The organism is Pseudomonas sp. RIT778 (assembly GCF_019718735.1).
GTDB classification, from domain to species: Bacteria; Pseudomonadota; Gammaproteobacteria; order Pseudomonadales; family Pseudomonadaceae; genus Aquipseudomonas; species Aquipseudomonas aphyarum.
Genome location: NZ_JAIHBA010000014.1, coordinates 1 through 26,446, shown reverse-complemented (window position 1 = coordinate 26,446; position 26,446 = coordinate 1). Strand labels below are relative to the sequence as shown.

The window sequence follows — 26,446 nt, the reverse complement described above, 5'->3', positions numbered from 1 at the left end:
GTTGTCGAAGATGCCGAATCCGTCCCTCACGCCCACCGCGTGCCTCTTGGGCCAACGCTCATGAACGGCCATTTCATGAGATCCAGAGCGCTGTGGGTCAGCGCGGCAGCCCTCGCGTCGATCGGCGCAATCGCTGCCCTGGCGCTGATGTGGCGGCCGGCAATTGCGCCGGTCGAACGCCCGCAAACCTTCGACTCCGCGCAACGGCAACGCGGCGCACGAGTGGTCGAGGCTGGCGACTGTGCGGTGTGTCACACGCGTCCCGGCGGCCAATACCTGGCCGGTGGACTGCCGCTGGTGACGCCGTTCGGCACCCTCTACAGCACCAACATCACTCCGGATCCACAGACCGGCATCGGCCAATGGTCGCTGCCGGCCTTCGAGCGGGCGATGCGTGAAGGGATCTCCCGCGACGGCCACTTCCTGTACCCGGCCTTCCCCTACGTTCATTACCGACGCATGAGCCAGGACGACATCGCCGACGCCTATGCGTACCTGATGAGCGGCCCCGCCGTGGACTCGCCGCCACAACAGAACCGCATGAACTTCCCGATGAACATCCGGCCACTGGTGTCGTTCTGGAACCTGCTGTTCCTGCACGGAAAGCCGCTGACGCCACTGGCGGAGCAATCGCAGACGTGGAATCGCGGGCGTTACCTGGTCGAAGGTCCGGGTCACTGCGCGGGCTGTCATTCGCCGTTGAACCTGATCGGTGCCGAGAAATCCGGCGAAAACCTGGCCGGCGGCAGTGTGGATGGCTGGGACGCGCCGTCACTGCTGGGCATGGCGCACCGGGCAAACCCGTGGAGCAGCGAACAATTGGTGCGTTACCTGCGAGCCGAAGTGGTCGACGGACACGGCACGGCGGCGGGCCCGATGCGCCCGGTCAGTCTCGGTCTGGCGCGCTTGCCCGTGGAAGATGCACAGGCGATTGCCGAATACCTGCTGAGTCTGCCGGCGAAAACCGCGATCAACGAAATCCCGAGCGCCAGCACTGAACCTGCGGATCGATCCTCTGGCGCGCTGCTGTTCGCCAGTGCCTGCGCCGGCTGCCATGCCCAAGGCGCGCCGATGCGTGACATCGACGGACGCCCGGCACTGGATCGCACCTCGGCGCTGCAGGCCACCAGCCCGCGCAACTTTGTGAAAACCGTACTCGAAGGCATCCCGGCAGAACCCGGCCAGCCGGGGCCGGTGATGCCCTCGTTCGCCGCCAGTCTCGACAACGCTCAACTCAACGCCCTGGCCGTCTACCTGCGCCATCAGGCCAGCCCCGACAAACCCTGGACCGACCTTCCTGCCACCCTCCAAGCGCTACGTCAGGAGACGAAATGACTCAGATCACCCTCAACGTCAACGGATCTTCCCGGGCTCTCGAGCTGGAACCCGACATGCCGCTGCTCTATGCGCTGCGCAATCACCTGGGCCTGAACGGCGCCAAGTACGGGTGTGGTCTGGGCCAATGCGGTGCCTGCACCGTCATCGTCGATGACCAACCGGTGTTTTCCTGCCTGACACCCTGCGCCGGCCTTGAAGGCAAAAAGGTTCGGACGGTCGAGAGTCTGGGAACCGCCGAACGCCCCGGCTCCCTGCAGCAAGCGTTCATCGACAAACAGGCCGCTCAATGCGGTTACTGCATCGCCGGCATGTTGATGCGTGCGCAGTCACTGCTCGAAAGCAATCCGCATCCCGACGAACAGACCATTCGCGAACACATGGCAGGCAACCTGTGCCGCTGCGGCACGCATTTGCGCATCATCGAGGCGATCAACCTTGTCGCCCGGCAAAACGGGAGTGCGCAATGACGACGATCAACGAGGTCGATCACAGTCGCCGCGCGTTCCTGCGCGGGGGCGCGCTGCTGGTGGCGTTTGCTTTGGTACCGGTCTCGCGCCGCGCCCTAGCTGACACCGAAGTCGATACCCTCGGTACGGTCGTGCTGGCGCCGGACCTGCCCGGCAGCCTGCGCACCAACCCCTGGCTCGATGCGTGGATCCGCGTCGGCCCCGACGGCATCACCGTCTACACCGGCAAGGTCGAACTGGGCACCGGGGTCAAAACCGCGTTACTGCAAATTGCCGCTGAACGGCTGGAGGTCGCCCCCACAGCGATCAACCTGCTCACCGCCGACACCGCACTCACGCCGAACGAAGGCTACACCGCCGGCAGCCACACGATTTTCGACAGCGGCACCGCGCTGTTCAACGCGGCGGCACAAGTGCGCGAGATGCTGCTCGAATCGGCCGGGCGCAGCTGGAACGTTGCGCCGGCACTGCTGACGACTCGCGACGGCATCATTCTCGGCCCGACCGGGCAACGCATGTCCTACGCCGACGCCGTGCAGCAGGTCGATCTGCACTGCTATGCAACGTCCGAGTCACCCTCGATGCCACCGGCGTCATTCAAGCTCATCGGCCATTCGCTGCCACGTCTGGATATCCCGGGCAAAGTCAGCGGCGGCGCCGCGTTCGTGCAGGACATTCGCCTGCCGGGCATGCTCCATGCCCGGGTCATCCGCCCGCCGCGTCCCGGCTGCACGCTGGAAGCCATCGATATTGAATCGATCAAGGCGCTGTCCGGGGTGGTGCAGGTGATTCGCGACGGCAATTATCTGGCCGTGGTCGCGCGGGACGAATGGCAAGCGATCAAAGCCATGCGCCACGGATACGCATCGGCGCGCTGGAGCGGCGGACAGGCGATTCCCGAATCGCGCGACATCCACACCTTGCTCAAACGCCTGCCTTCACGGCGTTATCCGATCAGCCATGAAGGCACCCCACAAGGCGCGACCGACAACGAATATCGCGCCCGGGTGACCAAGCAATACCTGATGCACGGTTCGATCGGTCCGTCCTGCGCCGTGGCCTGGTTCAAGGACGGCACCCTCACCGTCTGGACCCACACCCAGGGCGTATATCCGCTGCGCGCCGGCATCGCCGAGATGCTGCGGCTACCACCCGAGCGCGTGCGCTGCATCCACACCGAAGGCTCCGGCTGTTACGGCCACAACGGCGCGGACGATGCAGCAGCCGACGCGGCGTTGATTGCCATGCGCGTGCCGGGCACGCCGGTGCGGGTGCAATGGATGCGCGAGCAGGAAAACCTCTGGGAGCCGTACAGCTCGGCGATGGTCACCGAGGTGCAAGCCAACCTTGACGCACAGAGTCGGCTGCAGGACTGGAACTATGAGCTGTGGACCACGCCGCACAACGAACGCATCGTCAACGCCGGGCGCTTGCTGCCTGCACGCCTGCTGGCCCGGCCGTTCGCTTCCGCACCGTCGGTGCCGATCGCCCAGCCTGAGGGCGATGGCGATCGCAACGCGGTGCCGCTGTACGCCGTGGCCTCCTCGCGGATCGACATGAACTTCGTCACCGAGATGCCGTTCCGCACCTCAGCCATGCGCTCGCTCGGCGCGCATATCAACGTCTTCGCCATCGAAGCCTGTATCGACGAACTCGCCGCCAAGGCCGCAGTCGATCCGGTTGCCCTGCGCCTGGCACACCTGACCGATCCTCGGGCACGGGCTGTTGTGGAAAAGGTTCGCGATGCCGTCGGCTGGCCGCAAAAAAGCAGTGAACCCGGCGCAGGCCTTGGCTTCGCCTTCGCGCGCTACAAAAACATCATGGGCTACTGCGCCATTGCCGTGCGTCTGCGGGTGCATCCGCAAACCGGCGAAGTGCAGATCGATCACGTCGTCACGGCGGTCGACGTGGGACAGATCGTCAGTCCCGATGGCCTGCGCAACCAGGTCGAGGGCGGGATCGTGCAGTCCACCAGCTGGACGCTGTATGAAAAGGTCGCCTATGACGCCGGCGGCATCCGCAGCTACGACTGGAGCGGCTACCCGATCCTGCGCTTCTCGCAAGTACCCAAAAAGGTCGACGTTCACCTGCTCGACCAGCCGGGGCAACCGTTTCTGGGAGCCGCCGAAATCGTCCAGGGCCCCATGGCTGCCGCCATCGGCAATGCCGTGGCGAACGCCACCGGACGGCGCTGGCTGAACCTGCCCCTGACCCGCTCGCAACAGCCTTCCTGAACCGCGCCACGTTGCATTTCACGCAATGCAGCGTGGCGTCGCGTGTGGATTATCAAGCGCCGGACAGCCGCTTAACGTAGGGCCATCCGGTGTCGGGCCAAATGTCCCGACACCGCCCTGCCGATCCTTTTCGAAGACTGGAGAACCTCCATGACACAACAACTGTTCCGTCCCATCGCCCTCGGCCCCTACACACTTCCCCACCGAGTAGCGATGGCGCCGTTGACTCGCTCCCGTGCAGGGCAACCGGGCGACATCCCGACGTCCATGAACGCCGAGTACTACCGCCAGCGGGCGAGCGCCGCGCTGATCATCACCGAGGCAACGCAGATTTCTCGTCAGGGCCAGGGTTATGCGTGGACGCCTGGCATCTACAACGATGAACAGGTGCAAGCCTGGCGCGAAGTCAGCCGCCAGGTACACGAGGCCGGCGGCTTGATCTTCATGCAGCTGTGGCATGTGGGCCGCGTATCGCACCCAAGCTTTCAACCGGACAACGCACTGCCGGTGGCGCCGAGCGCATTGCCTGTGCCGGGCAAGACTTTCATCGTCGATGCCGAGGGCAACGGTGTCTGGGGCGACGTGCCCGTGCCGCGCGCACTGCAGGTTTCGGAAATCGCCGACATCATCAACGACTACCGCCGCGCCGCCCGCAATGCACTGAACGCCGGGATGGATGGTGTGGAAATTCACGCGGGCAACGGCTATCTGCTGGACCAGTTCATCAACAGCAACAGCAACCAGCGCACCGACGGTTATGGCGGCACCCTGGAAAACCGCGCGCGCCTGTTGCTGGAAGTGGTGGCGGCCGTGGTCGACGAAGTCGGTGCCGACCGGGTCGGCGTGCGCCTGACGCCCATGGGCCGCTTCATGGGCATGGGCGATGAATCGCCGGAGGCCACATTCGGCTACATCGTGCGCTCGCTGAACCGCTGGAAACTGGCCTATCTGCATCTGGTCGAGCCGGCCGTGGTCGGCACCGTCAAGGATGAAAACTTCGATCCGCGCTGGGACGCGATCATCGCTCAGTTGCGTGATGCCTGGGATGGCGTGCTGATGATCGCCGGCGGCTACGACCCCGAGTCGGCGGAACAGGCCCTGGCCGACGGTCGCGCCGACATTATCGCGTTCGGCAGACCGTTTCTGGCCAACCCCGATCTGCCTCGGCGAATCCGCGAAGGCCTGACGCTCAATACACCGGACCCGAGCACGTTCTTTGGCGGCGATCAACGTGGCTATACCGACTACCCGGTGCACGCCCACTGATACGCTGAACAGCGGACGCAAAAAGGCCTGCCACATCGGCAGGCCTTCTTCGTTTTCGCGGAGCGTTACTGCTTGAGAATCAACAGCGGCTCGCCCTTCTTGACGATGTAAGTCGCCAGTTCCGAGCCCTTCTCGTTGCCGACATTCTTCGCGATATGCGCCACACCCGCCGGGATAAACAGCGAATCACCCGCCTTGAGCGTCACCGGCGCCTGTCCTTCAAGCCGATACTCGAACGTGCCGCTGATCACGTAAGCCACTTCCACACCCGGATGCGCATGGTTAGGCGACGTGACGCCCGGTTCGAAATCGACACGGGCCTGGATCACTTCGCGATCCGCAGCACCCAGATCCTGACGGACCAGATCGGTACGGCTCAGGCCCTGCTGCCAGCTCTTCGCCGGGGCGGCAGATTGGGTGTCAGCCGCGTGGGCGAGGCCGGTCAGCGAAACGAGTACGGCGGCAGCGGTCATCAGAAGTGTGCGGCGCATGGTGTTGCCCTCTTGAAAGTAGTGATGTGTTGACGACTACTTTGGCCGAGGCATGTACGCGGGATGTGTCCTGAGGCCGGGGTTTGTTACCCGATTGTGTATGGCGGCGGGATTGATACACGCGCATACAACTCACAGCACTTCTGACAGCCATTGCCTGAATGCCACGATTTTTTTCGACTCGGCGTTTTCATGGGGCGTGACAAAGTAGAAACCCGACGTGGACTTCAGCCGCAGATCAAACGGCGCCACCAGTCTCCCGGCGCGCAAATCGTCATCGACGTAGGTCGAACGCCCGATGCACACGCCCTGCCCGTCAATCGCGGTCTGCACCGCCATCATTGCCAGATCGAAGGTCAGTCGCGGGCCTTTGGCCGTGAGCGGTGGCAGGCCTGCCGCGTGCAGCCAGTCGTTCCAGTCATTGGCGGTCAGGCCGCTGACTTGCAGCAAAGGGTGATGGGCCAGATCCGCCGGCGTCTTCAAAGGCTTATCGCCGTTCAGCAGTCGCGGACTGCACACCGGGAAGATCTCGTCGGACATCAACCAGTCAGCCCGCAGCCCAGGCCATTCGCCGTTACCGTAGCGGATCGCCGCGTCTATCCCGGCCTTGCGAAAGTCCACCAGCTCGGTGGAGGCGCTGATCCGCACATCAATCTGCGGATGCGCTTCGCGAAACGACGGCAGACGCGGCAACAACCATTTGGACGCCACCGACACCAAAGTACTGATGGTCAGGACACTGTTGTTGCCCGATTCCAGCAGCTTTTCAGTCGAGTAACGCAACTCAAGAAACGCCGAGCGGATGCCGGGAAAATAAGCATTGCCCTCCTCCGTCAGCGCCAACCCGTCCTTCAAGCGCATGAACAGACGCACGCCAAGTTCATCTTCGAGGCGCCGGATCTGATGGCTGATCGCGGTCTGTGTGACGTTCAGTTCTTCGGCGGCGCGGGTGAAGCTCAGGTGCCGGGCCGCACATTCGAAGGCGCGCAATCCATTGAGCGATGGCAGTCGCGGGAGCATATGACCTCTTCAGTCCATGAGATTTTGTCATACGCTAGCACTGGATTTGTCCTTTGCGAAGCGCCGTGGCGATAGCGGATTCTGAGGCTCTACCTGCAAGGAGATCCCATGAAACTGTACTTCGCCCCCATGACCTGTTCACTGGCGCCGCACATCGTATTGCGCGAACTGGCGCTGCCGTTCGAGCTGATCCGGGTCAACAACCAGACCAAGCAAACCGCCGATGGCCGGGACTTTCGCCAGATCAATCCGAAGGGTTACGTGGCCGCGCTGATGCTCGACAACGGTGAAGTGCTGACCGAAGGCCCGGCGATTCTGCAGTACCTCGCCGACCTCGTACCCGGTCATTCGATGGCCCCGGCCAATGGCACCTGGGAACGTTCGCGTTTGCAGGAATACCTGAATTTCATCAGTTCGGAAATTCATGGCGGCAGCGCGCCGTTGTTCAGCAGCGAAATCCCGGAAACCACCAAAACGATCTTCAAACACAAACTATTCAAGCGTCTGGATTACCTGAACCGCATTCTCGCGACCCAGCCCTTTCTGATGCAGGCGTTCGGTGTAGCGGATGCCTACCTATTCACAGTGCTGAAGTGGTTGCCGACATTCAGTATCGCCATCGAAGACTGGCCAGCGCTGGCGAACTACATGACGCGCATCGCCGAGCGGCCCAGCGTGCGGGCTGCCATCGCGGAAGAGGATGCCACGCAACCGGTCCTCTGGCACGACCGATTGCGCTGAACGCTCTCAAATGGGCAGTCGCGCAGTCAGGCGCCCGACTCCGGATCACTCGCCGGCAAGCCACGCGCCTCTCTGTCTTCATCATCCTTGGCGGTGCTCTGAGGATTGGCGTCGGCGCTTCCTGAGCGGTTGCCGTCCTGCGGATGCTCGGATCCCACCGAATCGTTGGCCGCCACATCGCTCATGTCTTCTTCCAGGGGTGCTTCATCGTCCGGCGGCAATGGGACTGGCGACTCATCCTTGCGGGGATCATGACCGGTTTCGTTGTCGGTGGTGCGCGTCACGGCCTGTTGTGACAGGTTGCCGGGTGCATTTTCATCAATGTCCATGGGGTTCTCCGTTCTGCTGCGGGATATGTGTACCTGAACGTGTGAAACAAGCGCGTGCGGGTTAGTGCCCCCTGCTGGACGAATGGCGCTCCGGTTGCCGAATGCCCCAGCGCTTCTATAGTGAAGGGGTTCAAGCCCTTCTCCCGTCGAGCGCCCCATGGCCAGCACCGATCAACTGATCATCTGCGAGCATTGCGACTGCGTGTACGAAAAAGTCACGCTGGCCAAACACCAGAAGACCCTCTGCGTGCGCTGCGGCGGCGTGCTCCAGCGCTACAACGGCCTGAGCGTGGAGCAACGTCTGGCGCTGAGCTTCACGGCGGCGATGCTGTGGCTGTTCGCCAATTTCTACCCGGTGATGAGCATCAGCATGAAGGGCCTGAAAAACAGCGCGACCCTGTGGGATTCGGTGTTGGCCCTGAGTCAGGGACCGATCACCTTCATGGCGATGGTCGCCGCAATATCGATCATCATCGCTCCGGCCTTTCAGTTGGTGTTGTTGATCTGGGTCCTGAGCTTCGCCCTCGCCTCGCGCCGTTCACCGGGGTTCAAGCTGTGCATGCGCTGGCTGGAAACGCTGCGCCCGTGGAGCATGCTCGAAGTGTGTTTGCTTGGCGCGATGGTGGCGGTGTTCAAACTGGCGGGCATGCTCGACGTCATTCCCGGCATCGGCCTGTTTGCCCTGGCCGTGCTCAGCCTGTTGCTGATCCGCATCGCCGGGCGCGACGTGCGTGAACTGTGGGACATCCTATGAAACGGCCACCGACGGCAACCGAGCTCAACCTCTGCCTGTGCCACAGCTGCGGACTGGCCTGCGACATGACCGGCGAACCGCACCAATGCCCGCGCTGCGAGGCGCCGCTGCACCGGCGCAAGACCAACTCGCTGACCCGCACCTGGGCCTACATGTTCGCCGCGCTGGCGTTTTACGTGCCGGCCAATCTGCTGCCGGTGATGAATACCACCCTGCTCGGCAGCGGCGCCGACAGCACCATCATGAGCGGCGTGCTGGAGTTCTGGGAACACGGTGCGTGGGACATCGCCGTCATCATCTTCGTCGCCAGCATCGCCGTACCGGGGGTGAAATTCGTGGCGCTGACCTTGCTGCTGGTCACCGTGCAACGGGACAGCCACTGGGCGCGCAAGGAGCGTTCGAAGCTGTACCGCTTCGTCGAGCTGATCGGCTATTGGTCGATGCTCGATGTGCTGGTGGTCGCACTGGTGGCGGCGCTGGTGAAATTCCAGGCGCTGGGGGATATCGAACCGCGCGTAGGGATTCTGTTTTTCGGCCTGGTGGTCGTGTTCACCATGCTCTCGGCCATGAGTTTCGACCCGCGCCTGATCTGGGACAACGCGCCGGACGAAGAAACGGAAAAACCCCGGCACTCGACTGAACAAGTGCCGGGGCATCAAGCGGTTTAAATCAGATCAGATCTGCGCGGTGCCACCGTCAACGAACAACTCGATGCCGTTGACGAAGCTGCTGTCATCCGAGGCCAGGAACAACGCAGCCTTGGCAATCTCGCTCGGCTCGCCGAGACGCCCGATCGGCACGATAGACGCCAGTTGATCGAACAGCCCCTGGGTGTGTTCCGCCGGCACCAGCCCTGCCAGACCTGGCGTGCGCACCGGGCCAGGGCTGATGGCGTTGACGCGGATGCGCCGTGGTTTCAGGTCCAGCAACCATGAGCGGGCGAAGTTGCGCACCGCCGCTTTACTCGCGCTGTAGACGCTGAAGTTCTCCGTGCCCTGCACTGACGTGGTCGACGAAGTCAGCAGAATCGAGGCGCCATCGCGCAGCAGCGGCAAGGCCTTCTGCACGGTGAACAGCGTGCCCTTCACGTTGGCGTCGAAAATCCGGTCGAAGTGCTCTTCGGTGATCGAGCCCAGCGGCAGCATGTCCCCGCCGCCGGCGTTGGCGAACAGGATGTCGAGGTGCCCGGCCTTGGCGGAAATCTCGCTGTAGATGCGATCCAGATCCTCCAGCTTCGCCACATCGCCCTGGATGCCGATGGCACGCGGGCCGATGGCGGCGACCGCTTTGTCCAGTTCGGCCTGACGGCGGCCGGTGATGAATACGGTGGCGCCCTGGGCGACGAATTCCTGCGCCGAGGCCAGGCCGATGCCGGTGGTGCCGCCAGTGATCAGTGCGATTTTGCCTTCAAGTCTGTTGCTCATGATGAATCTCCAATAACCGTTTCGAGGTAGGTGACGGGTCGTAGGTGAGCCGTTGGAAGCGACTTTAGGCCGATCGATTGAATTGAAAAATCCGCTAAATCGGTTTTGTTTGTGCACAGACATGCACAATACTCATCGGCATCTACATCACTGAGCCCGAGCCGATGAATCAGTTAATGGCGATCCGCACCTTCGCCCGCGTCGTGGAAAGCGGTTCGTTCACCAAAGCCGCCGATTCGCTGAACCTGCCAAAAACCACGGTCAGCAAACTGATCGGCCAACTGGAAAACCACCTCGGCGTACGCCTGCTGCAACGCACCACCCGCCGCCTCACCGTCACCGCCGACGGCGCTTCCTATTACCAACTGACCCAACAATTGCTGCATCAACTGGACGACATCGACCAAGGCTTCAGCCAGGCGCAAGGGCTGCCGCGCGGCAGGATCCGCGTGGACATCGGCGGCTCGACCGCGACGATGCTGGTGATCCCCGAACTGCCGAAGTTCTTCGAACGCTATCCGGACATCCAGGTTGATCTGGGCGTCAGTGACCGCCCGGTGGACTTGATCAGCGAACGCGTCGACTGCGTGATTCGCGGCGGCCAGCTGACCGAACAAACCCTGGCCGTGCGCCGCCTCGGCGAAGTGTCCTGGACCACCTGCGCCACGCCCGATTATCTGCAACGCCACGGCACCCCGAGCCACCCGCTCGACCTGGCCAGCCATCAGCTGATCGCTTACCGCTCGGCCTCCACCGGGCGCATCCTGCCGTCGAACTTCCAGCGCAACGGCGAACGCCATCAGATCGAAGGCAAAGGCCTGATCAGCGTCAACGAGAGCAACGCGCATCTGGCGGCCGGGCTCGCCGGACTGGGGATCATCCACACCTTCAACTACACGGTGAGGACGGCCATCGAGCGCGGCGAACTGGTGCCGATCCTCGAGGATTGGCGGCCACCGGCGTATCCGTTTCACGTGCTGTATCCGCCGAACCGGCATTTGAGCAATCGGGTGCGGGTGTTTATCGATTGGCTGGTGGAGCGGTTTGCGCAGGTCGATTGAAGTGCTGCGGGGCATTGCTGATTTTTAAGCAAAACACCTTTGACCCAAGGCCGGTTCTTCTCATGCACGTTGCCACCGATACTGGCGGCCATCGACTGTCATGGGAAATCGCACAATGCAAACCGATTACGCTGCCTGGGCCTGGACGTCCGGCCAAGGGCTGGATGGCCTGACACTGACCCGCAAACCCCTCGTGCAACCCGGCCCCGGCCAAGTGCTGGTGGCCAACCGCGCCATCGCCTTGAACCCGGTGGACTGGAAGATCATCAAGTGGGGCCACCCCGCATGGAGCACCGGCCGCGTGCCGGGTGTCGACGGCATGGGCGTGGTGGTCGCAGCCGGCGCCGGGGTGACACTGCAACCCGGCAGTCGCGTGGCGTATCACCAATCGCTGGCGAGCGATGGCAGCTTCGCCGAGTACTGCCTGCTGGACGCCGCCACCGTGCTGTCGGTGCCCACAGCGCTTGATGATGCCGCTGCGGCGTCACTCCCCTGCCCCGGTTTGACCGCGTGGCAAGCCGTGGAAAAAGTCCCCGCGAATGGCGCGGTCGATGTGCTGGTGATCGGCGCCGGCGGCGCGGTAGGTCTACTACTGGTGCAATTGGCGGCACAACGCGGATGGCGGGTCTGGGCGACCGCATCAGGCGCGCATCATGCAAAGCTCAAAGCCCTGGGCGCAGTCGGCGTATTCGATTACCGCGAATCGGACTGGAAAAACGCACTCACAGCCAGTCTCGGCGAACGTCGCTTGCATGCCGTGTTCGACACGGTCAGCGGCGCTCACGCGGCGGAAATGGCCGACCTGCTGGGCTACAACGGCCATCTGGTGTGCATTCAGGATCGTCAGGAAAGCGCGCCGCTGCCGGCCTTCACCACCGCGATTTCGTTGCATGAAGTGGCCTTGAACAGCTTCCATGCCCACGCCAGCCTGCACGCCCGCCAGACCTTGCGGCGCAACGGCGAACACCTGCTGCAAGCCCTGCTCGACGGCAGCCTGATCGGCCCGGCGTTGCAGATGTTCGACTTCCGCGAACTGCCTCAGGCCTTGTGCGCCTTGAAGGACGGCGCGGGTGGCGGGAAATGGGTGGCGCGATTGCCCAGCGCCTGACAAGCAACCACGGCCCGACTCCCTCGCAATCGCGCCGTTTCGTCTAACCTGACTCTGCACCCGACGATGATTACCCATCGTCGGCGCACCGATCTTGACGCCCACGAAACGGAGAATTCCATGCTCAAGCGAACCCTGGCACTGACCGCTGGTTTGGCCCTGTCCCTGTCCGCCGTGCTGGCGCAAGCCGCGGAGGTGCTGAAGGTCAGCGCGATTCCCGATGAAGCCCCGACCGAGCTGCTGCGCAAGTTCGAGCCGCTGGGGTCTTATCTGGAGAAGCAACTGAACATGAAAGTCGAGTTTGTGCCGGTGGCCGACTACCCGGCGGTGGTCGAAGCGTTGGCCACCAACCGTCTCGACTTGGCTTGGCTCGGCGGTTTCACCTTCGTCCAGGCGCAGCTGAAAAGTGATCCAAAGGTCATTCCGCTGGTGCAGCGCGAACAAGACGCCCAGTTCACCAGCAAATTCATCACCGCCGACCCGAACGTCAAAAGCCTCGCCGACCTCAAGGGCAAGACCTTCGCTTTCGGCTCCGTGTCGTCCACCTCCGGCAGCCTGATGCCGCGCTATTTCATGCTCAAGGACGGCATCAAACCGGAAAGCTATTTCAGCCGCGTCGGCTACTCCGGCGCCCACGACGCCACCGTCGCCTGGGTGCAGGCCGGCAAGGTCGACGCCGGTGTGCTGAACGCCAGCGTCTGGCAGAAACTGGTGGACGCCGGCAAGGTCGACACCAACAAGGTCAAGGTCTTCGCCACCACCCCGGCCTACTTCGATTACAACTGGACCGTGCGCGGCACCCTCGACCCGGCGCTGGCGGCGAAGATCAAAAAAGCCTTCCTCGACCTCGACCCGGCCAACCCCGAGCACAAGAAAATCCTCGACCTGCAAGCCGCCAGCCGCTTCATCGAAACCAGCCCGGACAATTACAAAGGCATCGAGGAAGCCGCCCGCGCCGCCGACTTGCTGAAATGACGCTGCGCCTCAAACAGGCTTTTCTGCACCACACCAATGGCGTGGAGGCCTTGCGCGGCGTGGATTTGCAGATCGAGGCCGGCGAGCAGGTGGCGATCATCGGCCCGTCCGGCGCCGGCAAATCCAGCCTGCTGAATATGCTGGCAACCGCCATTCGGCCCAGCAGCGGCGACATCGAAGTACTGGGCGAGCGCGCCTGGCATTTGTCCGCCCGCCAACGCCAGCGCCTGCGTGCGCGCATCGGTCTGGTGCATCAGGCGCCGCCCCTGCCGCCCCGACAACGGGTGGTAACGGCGGTGCTGGCCGGCAAACTCGGGCAATGGAGCCTGGGCAAAAGCCTGATCAACCTGCTGCATCCGCTCGACGTGCCCGGCGCCCGCGCCGCACTGGCACGACTGGATCTGGCCGACAAACTCTTCAGCCAATGCCAGCAACTGTCCGGCGGGCAATTGCAGCGCGTCGGTATCGCCCGCGTGCTGTATCAAGCGCCGGAAGTGTTGCTGGCCGACGAACCGGTCTCGGCGATGGACCCGGTGCTGGCCGGGCACACGCTGTCGATCCTGTCGCGCCATGCCCGGGAGCACAACGTCACGCTGGTCGCGAGCCTGCACGCGGTGGAACTGGCGCTGTCGCACTTCCCGCGCATCGTCGGCCTGCGCGAGGGCCGGATCCTGTTCGACTGCCCGTCCGCACAAGTCAGCCGCGACATGCTCGACACCCTCTACGCCAACGAACAACTGCAATCCCCAGCGCCCGCCGTCCCCCCGCTGATTGTGCAGATTCCGCGATGCTGAGCGCCGACACCCGCGACCCCGCCGCACTGCCACGGTTGCTGCTGACCGGGCTGGCGATTGCCTTGCTGTGGCCCGGCATCCAGCTCAGCGAACTGGATCTGGGCGTGCTGTTTCACGCCGACAGCCAGAGTGAAATGGGCCGCTTCGTGTCGATGTTCTGGCCTCCGGCTCATGACCGCGAGTTTCTGCAATTACTCCTCAAGGCCACCCTGCAAACCCTGGCCATCGCCACCGCCGGCATGGCCCTGGCGCTGCTGTTGGCAGTGCCGGCCAGCCTGCTCGCCAGCCGCGCCCTGTCGCTGACCGCCGCCTCCCGCAGCGGCCGCCCGAGCCTGTTGGGCCGCCTGCTGCGCTGGCCGGTGCGCGGGCTGCTGATCTTCCTGCGCAGCGTGCCGGAAATCGTCTGGGCGCTGCTGTTCGTGCGCGCCGTCGGCCTCGGCCCGGCAGCGGGCGTGCTGGCCATCGCCATCACCTACAGCGGCATGCTCGGCAAGGTCTACGCCGAAATCTACGAATCCACCGACCAACGCCCGGCCCACGCCCTGCTCCAGGCCGGCAGCGGCCGCCTCGCCAGCTTCGCCTACGGCGTACTGCCCAACGTCGCGGCGGAACTGCTCTCCTACACCGTCTACCGCTGGGAATGCGCCATCCGCGCCTCGGTGGTCATGGGCTTCGTCGGCGCCGGCGGCCTCGGCCAACAGATCAACCTCTCGATCCGCATGTTCGCTGGCGGCGAAGTCGCCAGCATGCTCCTAACCTTCCTCCTCCTCGTCCTCGGCGCCGACCAACTCAGCCGCCTGCTGCGCTGGAGGCTGGCATGAAGCGCCTGATCAATCCGTTGCTGATTCTTGCCATTGTCGCGGCCGTCATTGCCTCGTTCGCCTACCTTGGCCTTGATCTTGAAGAACTTGGCAGTCCGACGAGCCTGAAACAGATGGGTCTGTATGTGGCGCGCTTTCTCAGCCCTGACCTCAGCGCTGACTACCTGACCGCCATCTTGCGTGGGTCGATGGAAACGCTGGCCATGTCTGCGCTGGGCACCCTGCTTGCTGCCGTGCTGGGGCTGTTATTGGCGCTCCCCGCCGCAGGCCGATTTGGCTGGTTTTTTCAGAGTGCCGCGCGCCTGCTGCTCAATGCGCTGCGCGCGATTCCGGAATTGGTGTGGGCTGCGTTGATGGTGCTTGCGGCTGGGCTTGGGCCGAATGCCGGGACACTCGCCCTAGCCCTGCACACCACGGGTGTATTGGGACGGTTGTTTGCTGAGGCGCTGGAGAACACGCCGCCGGAACCGGCGGACGCGATTCGGTTGCAAGGGGGGAATCCGGTTTTGGCGTTCTGCTACGGCACGCTGCCGAACCTGGCGCCGCAGTTGCTGGCGTACTGTTTGTATCGGTGGGAGAACAATATTCGGATGGCCAGCGTGCTAGGGTTTGTCGGGGCTGGGGGGTTGGGGCAGATGTTGTATGTGAGCTTGAGTTTGTTTCAGGAGGCGCAGGCGGGGACGGTGATTTTGGCGATGTTGGTGCTTGTGTGGGGGGTGGATTCGTTGAGTGCTTGGAGTCGCGGGCGGTGGGTTAAGGCTTAAGTTGGATGGTCTTTGAAGTCGGATAAAACAAATATTCGTCGAGGCCCGCTTCCGGCCAAAACGGACGTTCAAATCCATCCTCTTAGATTCAATAAATGTCAGCGACGATCGGCAGCAACCGCCTCTTGAGCGACGGTCGAAGCGCCAATGTCGACAGCGTAAACCGTTTATTGACTTCAGAAGTGGACTACGCGACAGCGCCTTTCTCAGCATACGCAAATAAGTGCCCTTCCCCCGCTAAGGCTTAATCGTTATTTGCTGAATAAACAGACAGGCACAACATTCAATTTACTACTCGGATTTGATCAGGCACTAATAGCTTGCTTCCTATGAGTTCTACCCGTGCTCTTTCCGGGTCAGCAGTGAACAGTACGACACGCAGATCCTCCTTCGCACGGGAGAACGAGACATACGCGAGCTTCTGAGTTAGGGCGCGTTGCCGGTCAGAGGGCTCGCCGGCCGTAAGCGGCGTTAAGGTCTTACTAAAGCTGTATTGGTTCCATGCGGCCTCGACATCGTCATAGACGACCAAAACTTTTGGATACTCCTCGCCCTTTACGCCATGCTGGGTGCTATAGGCGGAGTTGTTGTTAAGATAATCGGCGTAACGTGCGACCATCTCAGGCGTCATTCTGAAGAGAGAGTCTGCGAGCCAGTCTCCTTTGTCTAGACTGTGAACATCCTCATCAAACGGCTCAACCCGAGGGGCACGATCAAGATGCTCGCTTAGCCTTTCGGAAGGCTGGATTATCTGCTTCTCGATACAAAAACGAAGGATCGCTCCGATCGTCTCAGTACCCCATAGAATCTGCAGTTGGCCAACCAAAGCCTTCGAAGTTTCAATCATCAACTTCAGCGATTTTTCCGCGTTTAATCCATCGATCGCGAAAGCTGGGCTATCGCGACGAAGCAGATTGATAATTTCTCGTTCGTCACCTTGGTTATGAGCAGAGATAAGAGGGCAAATCGTCGAAATAAATGGTTTGAGAAGGAAATGTGCACCTTCCTCAAAGGCATCTTGGGCACGAGACGACGCATAGTCGCCTGTGAAGAGTCGGTTGAGGTCAGCGAAGCCAAGCCTCCGTGCGATCATTTGACGTGCGAGGAAGAGCTTCATGACATCGTTGCGCCCTGTCCAGCCCCAGCCTTCGACTGCAGCATCCAAACGTCCCAGCGCCCGCTCAACCTGCTCCTCTGAGTAACGCCTGCGCGGTTCCGTTGGATCTTCTGCTTTAATCAGCAAGAATTCGACGCTACCTTCACATGCCGCATTTTCACCAGCGGCATACTGCTCAACATCCCCACGATAGGCATTTAGAAGACGGATAACACTCTTGGAACTGCGGAAATTCTCAGCTTTCTTGATGACCTCACCATTGTCAGGTGGCGCAAAATTGCCGGCACTCCGGTCATAAATTTGCTGCCAGGGGTCACCGAAGTAGCCGACCACAGGAAGTTCAGCGCCCGCACACACGAGATTGAGTCCTGCGACAATGCCTTCAAATGTGTCTTGCGCCTCATCGACGAAGATATATGGGAAGCGTAAGCCGATGATCCGCCTGAGAGTTTCATTATTTGCAAGCAAGTAAGTTGCAATCTCTATGACGTCGTCGTGGCCGATCTGTCCCTTGCCGTAATCGCTGAAGCTTGTGTCGGCATAGTCAAAACGTTTGACTGACTCGAGAAGAGCGCGCTGTTCTGTCAGTCGAGCGATTTTTGTACGGGCCTTTGATGCCTTTTTGCTGTTACCCCCGTTATCATCTCCCATGGCCTTTTTTATAAGCGTTGGGATACGACTTGCGTACAGCGCTTGGCGAATATCTTCATGGAAGCGGCTAATCTGACCCCACAGAAACCCATGAAGAGTTGAAACTAGGTATAGCTCGTCGAACCCTAATCTTTTCTTGATGACCTCAACGGCACGCTTGGTAAAGGTAATACAGGCAATGCGTTGACCATTTTTTCTAAGGACACGTCCTTCATTATCCCGAACCCGATTAAGAGCATCGCCCAACGAACTAGTCTTACCCGCGCCGGCGCCGGCTATCATCGTGAAGCTGCGACGATCATCTATGCATTTACGGACTAGAATATCCGCTTCGCTTTCCACCCATGCCCCCATGTTATACCTCCACCGCGACAGCGACTTCTATCTCCGTCACCGCGGCTAGCGGGGGCGATAGGCGCGACTCAAGCCAACTTAATCCCTCGGCAATATATCCAGGGACAATCCATTCTTCGGTGCAAGCTAAAATATCCATGGCAAAGTCAGTCTTTTTAAAATTATCCGACCGAACTCTGTCGTAGACCTCCTGGTAAGCGTCGTTAAGAAGTTCAGGGACGAGGATACCGATAGATAAAGCACCGGACCGAAGCAGTCGAAAATTTTCATAGACGATTGCTTCCTCCAAAGTTCGGGGGCGCAATGTTTCGTTGGCAGCGCCATCCGCGACAAGAATATCTGTTTGGAAGGCAATGCAACGATCTTTGTCGATGTGCTGTTTCTCAGCGGAGGTCAATGCGATCAGATCGGCGATCGTAGTCCGTCCGCAAAGTTTTTTTAGAGACGCGTTAGAGGTTCTTGCACCGACAACGTCCGCCCGACAGGCACTGGGATAGCCGGTGGGGGCCACGGAGTCGAGGTCAGTGATAACAAGGTAGGGAATATGAAGGAAGCTGAGCAGACCCTCGAAGCGGTGGGCGTAGGCCCCTCCCACCTCCAATATTGTTAGATATACAGTTCGCAATCGCCCAGCGGCGCGCTCGATCATGGACGGCATTAGCAATTTCTCAACGGCACCTTCAACAAGGATGGCAGCATCAGCGAAGAATAGGTCGCAGTGTGTTAGGCGTAGATAGCGTTTGAGGAAAGCCAGCGATTCTGACGGTGAAACCAATTTACCATCAATCGTCTCTACCTCCGGCTGGAAGGCCCGAAGGCTTCTAACTATGGACGCATTGCGAATCCCAGTCGCGACCATCTCACCCTCGGTATGGCATCGCTGAAAATAGCGAACTTTCTCGAAATCCACGGCTTCCATAATATGAGAGGAGTGTGTGGTTACAACAAGTTGCGGCACAAGATTAGGCTCGCCAGCGGCCTCAGCAGATTGATTGATTACCTGCCAGATGTTGGAGATGAAAGTCTGCTGCACTTGTGCGTGGAGATGAACCTCAGGCTCCTCAATAAAGATCATCAGGCATAAAGGCCTATTCTCGGAGGTCATCACCCATTGAGAATGGAAATGCCGAGCTTGAATAGCCATATAAATTAGGTTTTTGAAGCCAAGTCCATTATAGAGCTCAGGCAGTTCATGCTTACGGCTGGGATCAATGTAAAGCAACTCGGTGTTCCCGCGCAGAGCAGTTTCAGGGCTAAGCGAGGAGATAATCTGTAATTCCCGATCATTAATCGATGGTACGCCAAGGTGCTTGATGAGGTTGATCAGTGGGGCAAACTGCTTTGCATAGTGATCGGTTAGCTGTTTGTTGTTCTCATCGATCACACTGTGAGCATCGGCGGCAGGACCAACCTGCTCAAGATTCTTTCGGTAGAAGGCGGCGAAGGCCGACGAGAGCCGGTTACTGCGGCTACTGTCATCATCGTTAATGTTGCGCTGCGCGTCTACAAACTCTACCCGTATGAGATGTTTCAGAAGCCGTTTGCCTTCGTCGGGATCAAGGTAACTCGTCAAGATCTCAGGTGGCACTCCGTCCTGAATTTTCTCTTCTAGTGACGAGTAGCAAACCGCAAAATGTCGGCCAAGATTTCCGTCGAGCGCCAGATATTGCGACAACGCCTTGGCGCGCGTCCCACCTTCCTCTAATGGATAGGCGGCGTCGTAATGCTCGAGTAACTTCTTTGCTTCAGAGACCTCATACGACAGCCGAATTCCAACGCGTGTAAAATCCGAAAGTTTCGGCAGCAGTGTGAACACTCTACCGAATGCGATACTTTCGGGGTCGATGGAGAACCACAGATCAAGACTAATTTTGGGGAGCTGCGCAACATCTCCGGTCGTGACAAATGCGTCGATATCGGCCATTCGGGCGACCGAGAAGTCGTGAATTTTGAAATCGCGCCCACCAAGAAAACAGCGAAAAACTGCAGTGGCAGAAGTTTTGCCACTATTGTTGGGGCCAACAAAAATAGATTCCCTTTCTTCAATGTCAATCTGAACATTTTCCAGTCGACGAAAATTTCGAATTGCAACACCGCTCACTCTCATAAAGCCTTCCTCCCTGACACATGAAGAGAGCAATCAGAAAACTAGTACTCCTCGCTCCGTTTGAAATCCTAGCCTAACTGTCGAAGGCTGGGACCCTTTTTAGCTTTAGATATTTGGGGGCGGCAGTTGGCTTAGCTCAACGAGGGTAGCAATGGGGCGAAAGAGGTCACTCTGGAACGGCTTCTTTTGGCCGTTAGATGCGGGCATGGGTTACCGCTTAGGCTCAAGACATTTTTGACTCAGCCGTGCTGGCCTAATGCCAATGCTGGGATAAATGATTTACGCTGACTATCGGGTAACGTCGGGCATGGGCGTTTTCTGCTAAGGATAAGGAGTGACAGGTATGGCAAAGCAGCTTAGTGAAACATCCCTGCGCAAGGTTGCCCGTGAGGAGCTGGAGGTCCTTGAGGGGATTATTGATTACGCCGAGCAGATGATCCGTGAGGGCGATTTGGCTTACCGGAATCTTAAGCGTAACGCCTACGGCAAGGCACTAGTGATCGAGCGTGAGAACGAGGGGGTTGCTACATTCCGGCTGGGTATGGACTCGCTGGTGTACCCCAAAGCCAGCTCGGGCTATGCCACTCCCCACTCACCGGTGGGCCGTCTTTGCGCCGTGGCAGGAGTCGGTTTTGAGAGCTTTTCCAAAGCCTGGGGTGATTACCGGGTCACTGAGGCTCGCCAGTTTCGTCGCCATGATTTGGAGGAACTGGAGCGTCATGCACGCAACTTTCTAGCGGTGGGCGTGGAGAATGCTAACGGCCAGGGAAAGGTCATGGATCTGCGAGCCTTTTTGACAACGGCTAATTTAGCAGGCAAGCAAACCACCGCGCCGAGTAAAAAGCCTGCAAAATCCAATAGTGTGGAGGAGCCTGTCGCCGTTGTGCTGCCCATTGGCAAGGAGCTGCTCGAACCTGCGAAGCGAACAACTAACGAAGCCGGGCTGCCAAACACACCGGTGACAGAGGTTCTTGTTGTTACACACCCACCAGAAGACGGGCAGCCGGCGGCCGTGCCAGTAGAGCTGACACCGTCCGTGCCTGCCGCACCGCGGCTGCAGATTCTCGATGACGAGGAAGAAGATTCCGCACTGGCGATTGCCGATCTCGATGATGTGGACGATGAAGTTGGTGGCGAGCTAATTGAGCGGATGAGCCTGGATGAGCACTTTTTTCTGAATAGAACCCCGAATCAGGACAAGATCATTTCCCGGGAGCCGGTTGGGCCGATGTGGGTCGAGGGCGTTGCGGGCTCAGGCAAGACCTCGGCGGCGCTCGGGCGGACCAAGATGCTCTGTGACTTCAACTCGAACGAAGTTACGGATCGTGAGACGTTCCGGTCCATTCTCGGCGACGACTTCGACTACTGGGAAGGGGAGTTTGCCGGCAAGTTCTCCCAGGACGGCAGCGTCGGCTTTGTGCGCACTGCGGAGCTGATCCAGTACCTCAAGCAAACCTGCAGCCGTCTAGGTATGCCCGGTTTGCCGGTGCTTGAGTATCACGAGTTGCGCTCCAAGCTGCGCAGCTATCGCCATCTGGAGTCTTCGGGCGGTTCTGGCAAGCGCTTCAAACACAGCAGCGACGAGGGGCATTCTCTGACCACCACACTGGCGTGGCTCAATGCCGCCCGGCTTGCGCTGGCGCGGGTGATTGCCGCCGACTTGCAGCAGCTGCTGGTTGAGGTCGAAAGTGAGCAGTTGCAACGGTTTACTACCCAGCAGCGCAGTCAGTTTGCCGCTGCCCGCCAAGCGCTTGCAGCCAGCGTTAATGAACTGGTGCAAGAGCTGCTCTCGCCTTTGGCTGCGGAGCGAACCTTGTATCGGTTGGGGGCCAAATTGTTGGAGAGGATTCAGGCGCTGGCTCAGCGAATCCTGGGCCCGGCAACCCTGAGTATTCATGTAGGGGAGTACATGGCCTATGGCGAGGGCATTCCGGAGCTGGCGCAAAGGCTGGCAGAGTTACCTGTCGATTTGTTCCAGCAACCCAATCAGGTTTTGGTGCTGTACAGGGCAAGTGTTGTTGAGGGGGCCGAGGCATTGCCCTGTGTATCGAGTAGTTGTTACCAGTTCCTCTCGGCGGATAACCAGCCCTTGTCCTTCAATGATGCTGTACAGGCCTCACTCTCGGGCACGAGCGTCCGCGCTCTGCTGCCATCGTTAGTGAGTGGTGACGGGTATGAGACTAAATTCATGCCTGTGAATGAGCTGTTCATTGTGCTTGGTACGCCCAAATCCCTGCTCTACCTGGACGGTGAGGTGCTGAAGTGGTTGAGGGTCAGCAGTGGCATCGGTAGTCAGGTGTTGCCTGGTGAGGATGAACAGGCCCGTACTTCGGTGCTTAGGATATTCCGGCAGGCGGCGTTGGACCATCTGGCCAAGCCGCTGAAGAACTTCGCGGGGCTGTATGCAAAGGCGCTGTATGAATACGCCGACAGCTTCCCTGATGCGGCCATTGCATGGCAGGTACTGGAGCGTCTTGAAGAGCAACGCCTGTGCGATTCGGATATCGACTTGCTGCTGTGCCTGGCTCACGACCTCAGTGCCGGAGTAACAGCCAAGCTCCCCGCTAGCCTGCGTGAGGCCCCTTTCTATCAGAGCGTGTTTGTCGATGAAGTGCAGGACTTCAGCGAGCAGCAGATCTACTTGATGACCTCCCAGGCTGATCCGCGTTACAGCGCAATCACTGTGGTCGGAGACCGTTCGCAGCAGTTGCTGCGCAACGAGGAAATTCACATCGCGGATTGCTTCCCTATTGGCAAGCGTCCAGAGTTTGTAGTGCTGGATGAGAACCTGCGGCAGAAAGGGCAGCCGGATCTCGCTGCGCTAAGTGCGGTACTGCGGCAGTTGTTCGAGCGCGGAGCCGATACGGATGTACAGCAGCTGGACGCTGCCCTTCTGCATGATCAGGTCAGCGAGCAAGGCGCTTACACGCTGCATGGCTTTGCTCGGCGTGAAGAAGAATTCAGGTATCTATGCGAGACGATCGCCGCTATCCCTGAAAATCAGTCGGTTGTTGTGGTGTTGCCCGACCAGGAAACCGCCCGGTCTCTGCATGCTTTATGTGCGCAGAAGCTGGAGGGCAGCTTCCGCAAGATGAGCGTATCGGAACAGATCGATCTGTCGAAAAAGTACCTTGTGCACTTCACGTCGGTGCTGCATGTGAAGGGGCTGGAGTTCGATGTCGTGCTGTTGCCAATGATCGACCTTTACGACCTTGGTCAGCCGGTATTCCGCAACCGGTTGTATGTAGGTTGTACGCGAGCGAGACAGCAGTTGCTGATGAGTCGGCTGCGCTAGTAGATAACTAAGGATTGAATGAACGATGGAAGCCAACAGCCGTCCTCTGCTGCGGATCTTCGAACCCACGGTGTGCTACCAGATTCCGCTGTTCCAGCGGCCCTATGTATGGAAGCGTGAGGATAATTGGCAGCCGCTCTGGGAGGACTTCGAGCGCCTGCTTGATGTGATGCTGACCGGTGAGAAGCTGCGCCCGCATTTCCTCGGTGCCGTGGTGCTTGAGCAACTGCGTAATGACACGGGTTCGGTGCAGGGCCGTCAGGTCATTGATGGGCAGCAGCGCTTCACTACCTTGCAGCTGCTGCTGATCGCCGCCCGCGACCTGTGCCGCAGCCGGGGTAGCGAGCGCTTCGCCGGGCGCTTCGATTCGATGGTCTCCAACAGTGACACGATGGTCGATGACCCGTCAGAGGTGCCCAAATTGTTGCCAACCAATGCCGATCGCCTTGCGTTTGCCTTGGTACATGGCGCGGGCAGCCCGGATGCGTTGTTGCAGCAGGCGAGCAAAAAGGGCGTGGACTTCAGCTACGATCAGGGCATCGTCGGTGCCTACCTGTACTTTTATGGGCAGTTCGAGGAGTGGTTGCGGCCGGAGGCTGTAGAAGCCGAAGAGTCGCCGGAGAAACAGCTGGATGCGCTTTGGGCCGTGGTTCGCAATGGCTTGCAGTTGGTGGTGATTGATCTCGGCGAAGACGACGAATCGCAAGTGATCTTTGAGACGCTCAATGCACGTGGTACGCAGTTGCTGCCGGCGGACCTGATCAAGAACTTTCTGTTCCGGCGCGCTCAAAGCGAAGGCGGTGATATCGATACGCTGTACGAAGAGCATTGGGCGGAGTTCGATGGCGAGTTCTGGCGTGAAGAGGTGAAGCAGGGGCGGGAAAACCGTCCACGCATTGACATCTTCATCCGCCATTTCCTGACCCTGGCGATGCGCCGCGATATTCGTGTCGGCCACATCTTTAAAGAATACAAGAACTACGTGCAGTACACCGCTGACTGGGGCTCTTGTTTCATCGAACCGGCCAACTCTGCCAGTGAGCATATGGCGCTGCTCAAGACCTATGCCGAGCATTTTCGCCAGTTCTCTTCGCCCACGGCAGGATCTCGTCTGGCCCGTTTTCTGGCGCGCCTCGTGGTGATCGATACTTCGACGGTTTACCCGTTGCTGCTGCTATGCAGCCAACGACTGCGTCCGCAGCAGCAAACCGAGTTCGAGGCGATCCTGACGGTGCTTGAGTCCTATCTGTTCCGTCGGATGATCTGTGGCCTGACCACCAAAAACTACAACCGACTATTCCTCGATCTGATTCGTCATCTCGAGCGGGAAAAGCAGATTACGGTCCAGGTGGTCGGTGCATTCCTGCTCTCCAGCGAAGGCGAAAGTGTGCGCTTCCCGAAAGACGGCGATCTGAACAATGCGCTACTCGACTTCCCGCTATACCAGTGGTGGCCGCAGTACCGTGTGCGGGCGGTGCTGGAGGCCCTGGAGCGGGCGATGACGCATGCAAAAAGCGAGGCTGTCAGCCTGCCGACAGGGTTGACCATCGAGCACATTCTGCCTGTGAAGTGGCAGGAGTACTGGCCGCTGCCCGCGGAGGTGCAGAATGATCCTCAGACTAAGGTGGAATTCAGCCAGCGTCGTGATCGAATCAAGCACACGCTAGGCAATCTGACACTGGTGACCAGCAGCCTGAACCCCGCATTGTCCAACTCCGCTTGGACAGCCAAGAAACCGGAGCTCTTGAAATGGAGCAAGCTGAATCTCAGCCGTGACCTGCATGACCATGAAGAATGGTCGGAGCAGGAAATTCTCGCCAGGGGAGCGGCGCTGGCGAAGTCTGCGATTCAGATCTGGCCATATCCTGACGTTGATCAGTAGCAACTAGAACGGAAGCATTGTAATCAACGTGCGAGGGCAGGTATGGGGCGCCTGCTTAGAGGATATATCTCGAATGACTGCTTCTGGCCGATAGCGGACATTCGCAACGAATATAGGGGACCGAAAATAGTGGACGGATTTATTTTCAGATGAAGAACTCACTTTTCCTTGCCAGTGAAGGCAATGTGATAGCATGCGTCCGCTCCCCCCGGAGAGGGGGATTTTTTCTACATCCCGCAAGGAATATGCCCCGTGAAAGACTTCGTCATCAGCGTCAACAACACCGTCCTTTATCTCTCCCTGGCTTTCATCTGGCTGGTCGCAATCGTCGCGATTTTCACCAGCGGGTTCTTGCCGGCGCTGGGTATCTTCGTGGCCGGCACCCTGTGCTGGTGCATCATTTCCGGCTTTTGGTTCGTCCAGTCGGCGACCTACGAAGAACTGCGCAAGCTGAACGCCAGCAAAAACTGAAATATCAGGGTGGAGCCGTAAGTGCCTCGCCCTACCCTGAGCGCTTGGTTGCGTGCCAAGCGCTCTCGCCCACCGCGAATGGCTCGCATAAATCCCGCGTTCTCCGAAATCCTGAAAATCCCCCCACTCCTTTTCTGCCAATTAAGCCCAGTACTATCTTTCAAGAAATATCCCCGTCCCTTGTCCTCATCCGCTAAGTGGCGAACTAAAGGAGTTTTGGTTTTGGGACATCTTCTGACTGAGCCTCAACTGACCGACGTCAGAGCTGCACTCTCCTGGCCTTTCAACGATTTGCCGGTCGAATACGATCATGTAGCGGCGGAGGTCAGAGGCATCGATCCTGACGTGCTCTACGAAATCCTTTATTCAGAAGTCGCGCCGGTGTGCTTCACCAACCTTGTGGCCGCTGTGCCTCCGATATGGACTGGCTTTGATCCAGACTCGCTCAGGGCAATGATCGAGGAGCGGTTGGCAGCGAGAGAGAACAGCTGGTTTCGCAGGCAGTTTGATAAGGCGTTGGTTCGCTGGCTGCAATACAACTATGGCTACATCTGGAAGGAGATTTCCTCCAGGCTTTGAGCGCTTAAACAGCTCCGTTTAAAGCAACCCGCCGTAACTTCCCCAAGGCTACAACGCCTTGCGTCATTGCCTACGACTACGCCAGAATCCGCCGGCTTGTGCGTCTACGACGCGGGTCTTATCGTTTCCCGGTCACTGAAAAACAGTGATGGGGTTTGGTAGCCCGAGACAAACACAAGATGCAGAGCACACCATCGCGGCGGTCAATCGCCTCCGCTTTATGGTGGCCATGCACAGGGCGTCTTCGGGCGCGCCGGTCTCCTTGTGTCCCGGTCTACCAACCTGCGTATGGCCACCACCCAACGTTTGGTAGCGAGTGGGTGATGGCTCCTGATGACGATACAAGGAGTTTCACCATGATCAATCCAACACCCAACCCACCCGAAACCGACCCCACCTCCCC

At 59.7% G+C, this 26,446-nt stretch carries 22 protein-coding genes and 1 pseudogene; 17 read left to right on the top strand and 6 right to left on the bottom strand.

Going from position 1 to position 26,446, the window contains the following annotated elements; translation table 11 throughout:
• Positions 1–75: 75 nt before the first annotated feature.
• The 4 genes from K5E37_RS10780 (at position 76) to K5E37_RS10765 (ending at position 5,305) form a co-directional block, all read left to right on the top strand.
• Positions 76–1,335 carry a cytochrome c gene (locus tag K5E37_RS10780; protein ID WP_221533786.1) on the top strand — a complete coding sequence of 420 codons (1,260 nt, stop codon included), beginning with the start codon at positions 76–78 and terminating at the stop codon, positions 1,333–1,335.
• On the top strand, positions 1,332–1,805 hold the full coding sequence (locus K5E37_RS10775; RefSeq protein WP_085604320.1) for a (2Fe-2S)-binding protein: 474 nt from the start codon (positions 1,332–1,334) through the stop codon (positions 1,803–1,805). Before K5E37_RS10780 ends, K5E37_RS10775 begins: the two co-directional genes overlap by 4 nt.
• Positions 1,802–4,039 (top strand): molybdopterin cofactor-binding domain-containing protein, encoded by a 2,238-nt coding sequence (locus K5E37_RS10770; RefSeq protein WP_221533785.1) that lies wholly within the window; start codon positions 1,802–1,804, stop codon positions 4,037–4,039. The genes K5E37_RS10775 and K5E37_RS10770 overlap by 4 nt, the downstream gene beginning before the upstream one ends.
• A 150-nt stretch (positions 4,040–4,189) precedes the next feature.
• Positions 4,190–5,305, top strand: a complete 1,116-nt coding sequence (locus K5E37_RS10765; RefSeq protein ID WP_221533784.1) for an alkene reductase — start codon at positions 4,190–4,192, stop codon at positions 5,303–5,305.
• Positions 5,306–5,370: 65 nt separating this feature from the next.
• On the opposite strand, the gene K5E37_RS10760 is transcribed toward K5E37_RS10765, so the two are convergent.
• Together K5E37_RS10760 and K5E37_RS10755 are read right to left on the bottom strand one after the other, a co-directional pair.
• Positions 5,371–5,796, bottom strand: a complete 426-nt coding sequence (locus K5E37_RS10760) for a cupin domain-containing protein (RefSeq protein WP_085604329.1) — start codon at positions 5,794–5,796, stop codon at positions 5,371–5,373.
• 132 nt (positions 5,797–5,928) lie between these two features.
• Entirely contained in the window at positions 5,929–6,816 is an 888-nt protein-coding gene (locus tag K5E37_RS10755) for a transcriptional regulator GcvA (RefSeq protein ID WP_085604332.1), read from the bottom strand.
• A 108-nt stretch (positions 6,817–6,924) separates the two neighbouring features.
• On the opposite strand from K5E37_RS10755, the gene gstA reads away from it, so the two are divergent.
• Positions 6,925–7,557, top strand: a complete 633-nt coding sequence (gene gstA / locus K5E37_RS10750; protein WP_221533783.1) for a glutathione transferase GstA — start codon at positions 6,925–6,927, stop codon at positions 7,555–7,557.
• 137 nt (positions 7,558–7,694) lie between these two features.
• Here the strand turns inward: gstA and K5E37_RS29575 are convergent.
• Positions 7,695–7,886: pseudogene (locus K5E37_RS29575) on the bottom strand (hypothetical protein); the annotation flags it as partial.
• A 157-nt stretch (positions 7,887–8,043) separates the two neighbouring features.
• On the opposite strand from K5E37_RS29575, the gene K5E37_RS10740 reads away from it, so the two are divergent.
• Entirely contained in the window at positions 8,044–8,640 is a 597-nt protein-coding gene (locus K5E37_RS10740) for a paraquat-inducible protein A (RefSeq protein WP_134023388.1), read from the top strand.
• Entirely contained in the window at positions 8,637–9,308 is a 672-nt protein-coding gene (locus K5E37_RS10735) for a paraquat-inducible protein A (RefSeq protein ID WP_221533782.1), read from the top strand. The genes K5E37_RS10740 and K5E37_RS10735 overlap by 4 nt, the downstream gene beginning before the upstream one ends.
• Positions 9,309–9,314: 6 nt before the next feature.
• Here K5E37_RS10735 and K5E37_RS10730 read toward each other — a convergent pair whose 3' ends face one another.
• A complete protein-coding gene (locus tag K5E37_RS10730) occupies positions 9,315–10,064 on the bottom strand; it encodes an SDR family NAD(P)-dependent oxidoreductase (protein ID WP_011333861.1) in 750 nt (249 codons plus the stop codon).
• Positions 10,065–10,228: 164 nt separating this feature from the next.
• Between K5E37_RS10730 and K5E37_RS10725 the strand changes: the two genes are divergently transcribed.
• The 6 genes from K5E37_RS10725 (at position 10,229) to phnE (ending at position 15,587) form a co-directional block, all read left to right on the top strand.
• Entirely contained in the window at positions 10,229–11,125 is an 897-nt protein-coding gene (locus tag K5E37_RS10725) for a LysR family transcriptional regulator (protein ID WP_221533781.1), read from the top strand.
• A 115-nt stretch (positions 11,126–11,240) separates the two neighbouring features.
• Positions 11,241–12,233 (top strand): zinc-binding dehydrogenase, encoded by a 993-nt coding sequence (locus K5E37_RS10720; protein WP_221533780.1) that lies wholly within the window; start codon positions 11,241–11,243, stop codon positions 12,231–12,233.
• A 120-nt stretch (positions 12,234–12,353) separates the two neighbouring features.
• Complete coding sequence (locus K5E37_RS10715) at positions 12,354–13,208, top strand: putative selenate ABC transporter substrate-binding protein (protein WP_102718319.1); 855 nt, start codon at positions 12,354–12,356, stop codon at positions 13,206–13,208.
• Positions 13,205–14,002: a phosphonate ABC transporter ATP-binding protein gene (locus tag K5E37_RS10710; RefSeq protein WP_221533779.1), complete on the top strand. Its 798-nt coding sequence runs from the start codon at positions 13,205–13,207 to the stop codon at positions 14,000–14,002. The genes K5E37_RS10715 and K5E37_RS10710 overlap by 4 nt, the downstream gene beginning before the upstream one ends.
• A complete protein-coding gene (locus K5E37_RS10705) occupies positions 13,996–14,823 on the top strand; it encodes an ABC transporter permease (RefSeq protein ID WP_221533778.1) in 828 nt (275 codons plus the stop codon). The genes K5E37_RS10710 and K5E37_RS10705 overlap by 7 nt, the downstream gene beginning before the upstream one ends.
• Positions 14,820–15,587: a phosphonate ABC transporter, permease protein PhnE gene (gene phnE, locus K5E37_RS10700; RefSeq protein WP_221533777.1), complete on the top strand. Its 768-nt coding sequence runs from the start codon at positions 14,820–14,822 to the stop codon at positions 15,585–15,587. The genes K5E37_RS10705 and phnE overlap by 4 nt, the downstream gene beginning before the upstream one ends.
• Positions 15,588–15,870: 283 nt before the next feature.
• Here the strand turns inward: phnE and K5E37_RS10695 are convergent, their stop codons facing one another.
• Together K5E37_RS10695 and K5E37_RS10690 are read right to left on the bottom strand one after the other, a co-directional pair.
• Positions 15,871–17,709, bottom strand: a complete 1,839-nt coding sequence (locus K5E37_RS10695) for a UvrD-helicase domain-containing protein (protein WP_221533776.1) — start codon at positions 17,707–17,709, stop codon at positions 15,871–15,873.
• Position 17,710: 1 nt separating this feature from the next.
• Positions 17,711–19,816 (bottom strand): ATP-dependent endonuclease, encoded by a 2,106-nt coding sequence (locus K5E37_RS10690; protein ID WP_221533775.1) that lies wholly within the window; start codon positions 19,814–19,816, stop codon positions 17,711–17,713.
• A gap of 343 nt (positions 19,817–20,159) precedes the next feature.
• Here K5E37_RS10690 and K5E37_RS10685 point away from each other — a divergent pair, with 343 nt between their 5' ends.
• The 4 genes from K5E37_RS10685 (at position 20,160) to K5E37_RS10670 (ending at position 26,043) form a co-directional block, all read left to right on the top strand.
• The gene (locus tag K5E37_RS10685; protein WP_221533774.1) at positions 20,160–23,111 is read left to right on the top strand and encodes an ATP-binding domain-containing protein; all 2,952 of its coding nucleotides are present in this window, start codon (positions 20,160–20,162) and stop codon (positions 23,109–23,111) included.
• Between the two features lie 25 nt (positions 23,112–23,136).
• Entirely contained in the window at positions 23,137–24,993 is a 1,857-nt protein-coding gene (locus K5E37_RS10680) for a DUF262 domain-containing protein (RefSeq protein WP_221533773.1), read from the top strand.
• Between the two features lie 252 nt (positions 24,994–25,245).
• The gene (locus tag K5E37_RS10675; protein WP_011333849.1) at positions 25,246–25,464 is read left to right on the top strand and encodes a hypothetical protein; all 219 of its coding nucleotides are present in this window, start codon (positions 25,246–25,248) and stop codon (positions 25,462–25,464) included.
• 222 nt (positions 25,465–25,686) lie between these two features.
• The gene (locus tag K5E37_RS10670; RefSeq protein WP_221533772.1) at positions 25,687–26,043 is read left to right on the top strand and encodes a hypothetical protein; all 357 of its coding nucleotides are present in this window, start codon (positions 25,687–25,689) and stop codon (positions 26,041–26,043) included.
• Positions 26,044–26,446: the final 403 nt, after the last annotated feature.

What these genes read in the sequence shown, in the direction of transcription:
- K5E37_RS10780 (WP_221533786.1), top strand. Translation starts at nt 76, where the DNA reads ATGAGATCCAGAGCGCTGTGGGTCAGCGCGGCAGCCCTCGCGTCGATC.
- K5E37_RS10775 (WP_085604320.1), top strand. Translation starts at nt 1,332, where the DNA reads ATGACTCAGATCACCCTCAACGTCAACGGATCTTCCCGGGCTCTCGAG.
- K5E37_RS10770 (WP_221533785.1), top strand. Translation starts at nt 1,802, where the DNA reads ATGACGACGATCAACGAGGTCGATCACAGTCGCCGCGCGTTCCTGCGC.
- K5E37_RS10765 (WP_221533784.1), top strand. Translation starts at nt 4,190, where the DNA reads ATGACACAACAACTGTTCCGTCCCATCGCCCTCGGCCCCTACACACTT.
- K5E37_RS10760 (WP_085604329.1), bottom strand. Translation starts at nt 5,796, where the DNA reads ATGCGCCGCACACTTCTGATGACCGCTGCCGCCGTACTCGTTTCGCTG.
- K5E37_RS10755 (WP_085604332.1), bottom strand. Translation starts at nt 6,816, where the DNA reads ATGCTCCCGCGACTGCCATCGCTCAATGGATTGCGCGCCTTCGAATGT.
- gstA (WP_221533783.1), top strand. Translation starts at nt 6,925, where the DNA reads ATGAAACTGTACTTCGCCCCCATGACCTGTTCACTGGCGCCGCACATC.
- K5E37_RS10740 (WP_134023388.1), top strand. Translation starts at nt 8,044, where the DNA reads ATGGCCAGCACCGATCAACTGATCATCTGCGAGCATTGCGACTGCGTG.
- K5E37_RS10735 (WP_221533782.1), top strand. Translation starts at nt 8,637, where the DNA reads ATGAAACGGCCACCGACGGCAACCGAGCTCAACCTCTGCCTGTGCCAC.
- K5E37_RS10730 (WP_011333861.1), bottom strand. Translation starts at nt 10,064, where the DNA reads ATGAGCAACAGACTTGAAGGCAAAATCGCACTGATCACTGGCGGCACC.
- K5E37_RS10725 (WP_221533781.1), top strand. Translation starts at nt 10,229, where the DNA reads ATGAATCAGTTAATGGCGATCCGCACCTTCGCCCGCGTCGTGGAAAGC.
- K5E37_RS10720 (WP_221533780.1), top strand. Translation starts at nt 11,241, where the DNA reads ATGCAAACCGATTACGCTGCCTGGGCCTGGACGTCCGGCCAAGGGCTG.
- K5E37_RS10715 (WP_102718319.1), top strand. Translation starts at nt 12,354, where the DNA reads ATGCTCAAGCGAACCCTGGCACTGACCGCTGGTTTGGCCCTGTCCCTG.
- K5E37_RS10710 (WP_221533779.1), top strand. Translation starts at nt 13,205, where the DNA reads ATGACGCTGCGCCTCAAACAGGCTTTTCTGCACCACACCAATGGCGTG.
- K5E37_RS10705 (WP_221533778.1), top strand. Translation starts at nt 13,996, where the DNA reads ATGCTGAGCGCCGACACCCGCGACCCCGCCGCACTGCCACGGTTGCTG.
- phnE (WP_221533777.1), top strand. Translation starts at nt 14,820, where the DNA reads ATGAAGCGCCTGATCAATCCGTTGCTGATTCTTGCCATTGTCGCGGCC.
- K5E37_RS10695 (WP_221533776.1), bottom strand. Translation starts at nt 17,709, where the DNA reads ATGGGGGCATGGGTGGAAAGCGAAGCGGATATTCTAGTCCGTAAATGC.
- K5E37_RS10690 (WP_221533775.1), bottom strand. Translation starts at nt 19,816, where the DNA reads ATGAGAGTGAGCGGTGTTGCAATTCGAAATTTTCGTCGACTGGAAAAT.
- K5E37_RS10685 (WP_221533774.1), top strand. Translation starts at nt 20,160, where the DNA reads ATGGCAAAGCAGCTTAGTGAAACATCCCTGCGCAAGGTTGCCCGTGAG.
- K5E37_RS10680 (WP_221533773.1), top strand. Translation starts at nt 23,137, where the DNA reads ATGGAAGCCAACAGCCGTCCTCTGCTGCGGATCTTCGAACCCACGGTG.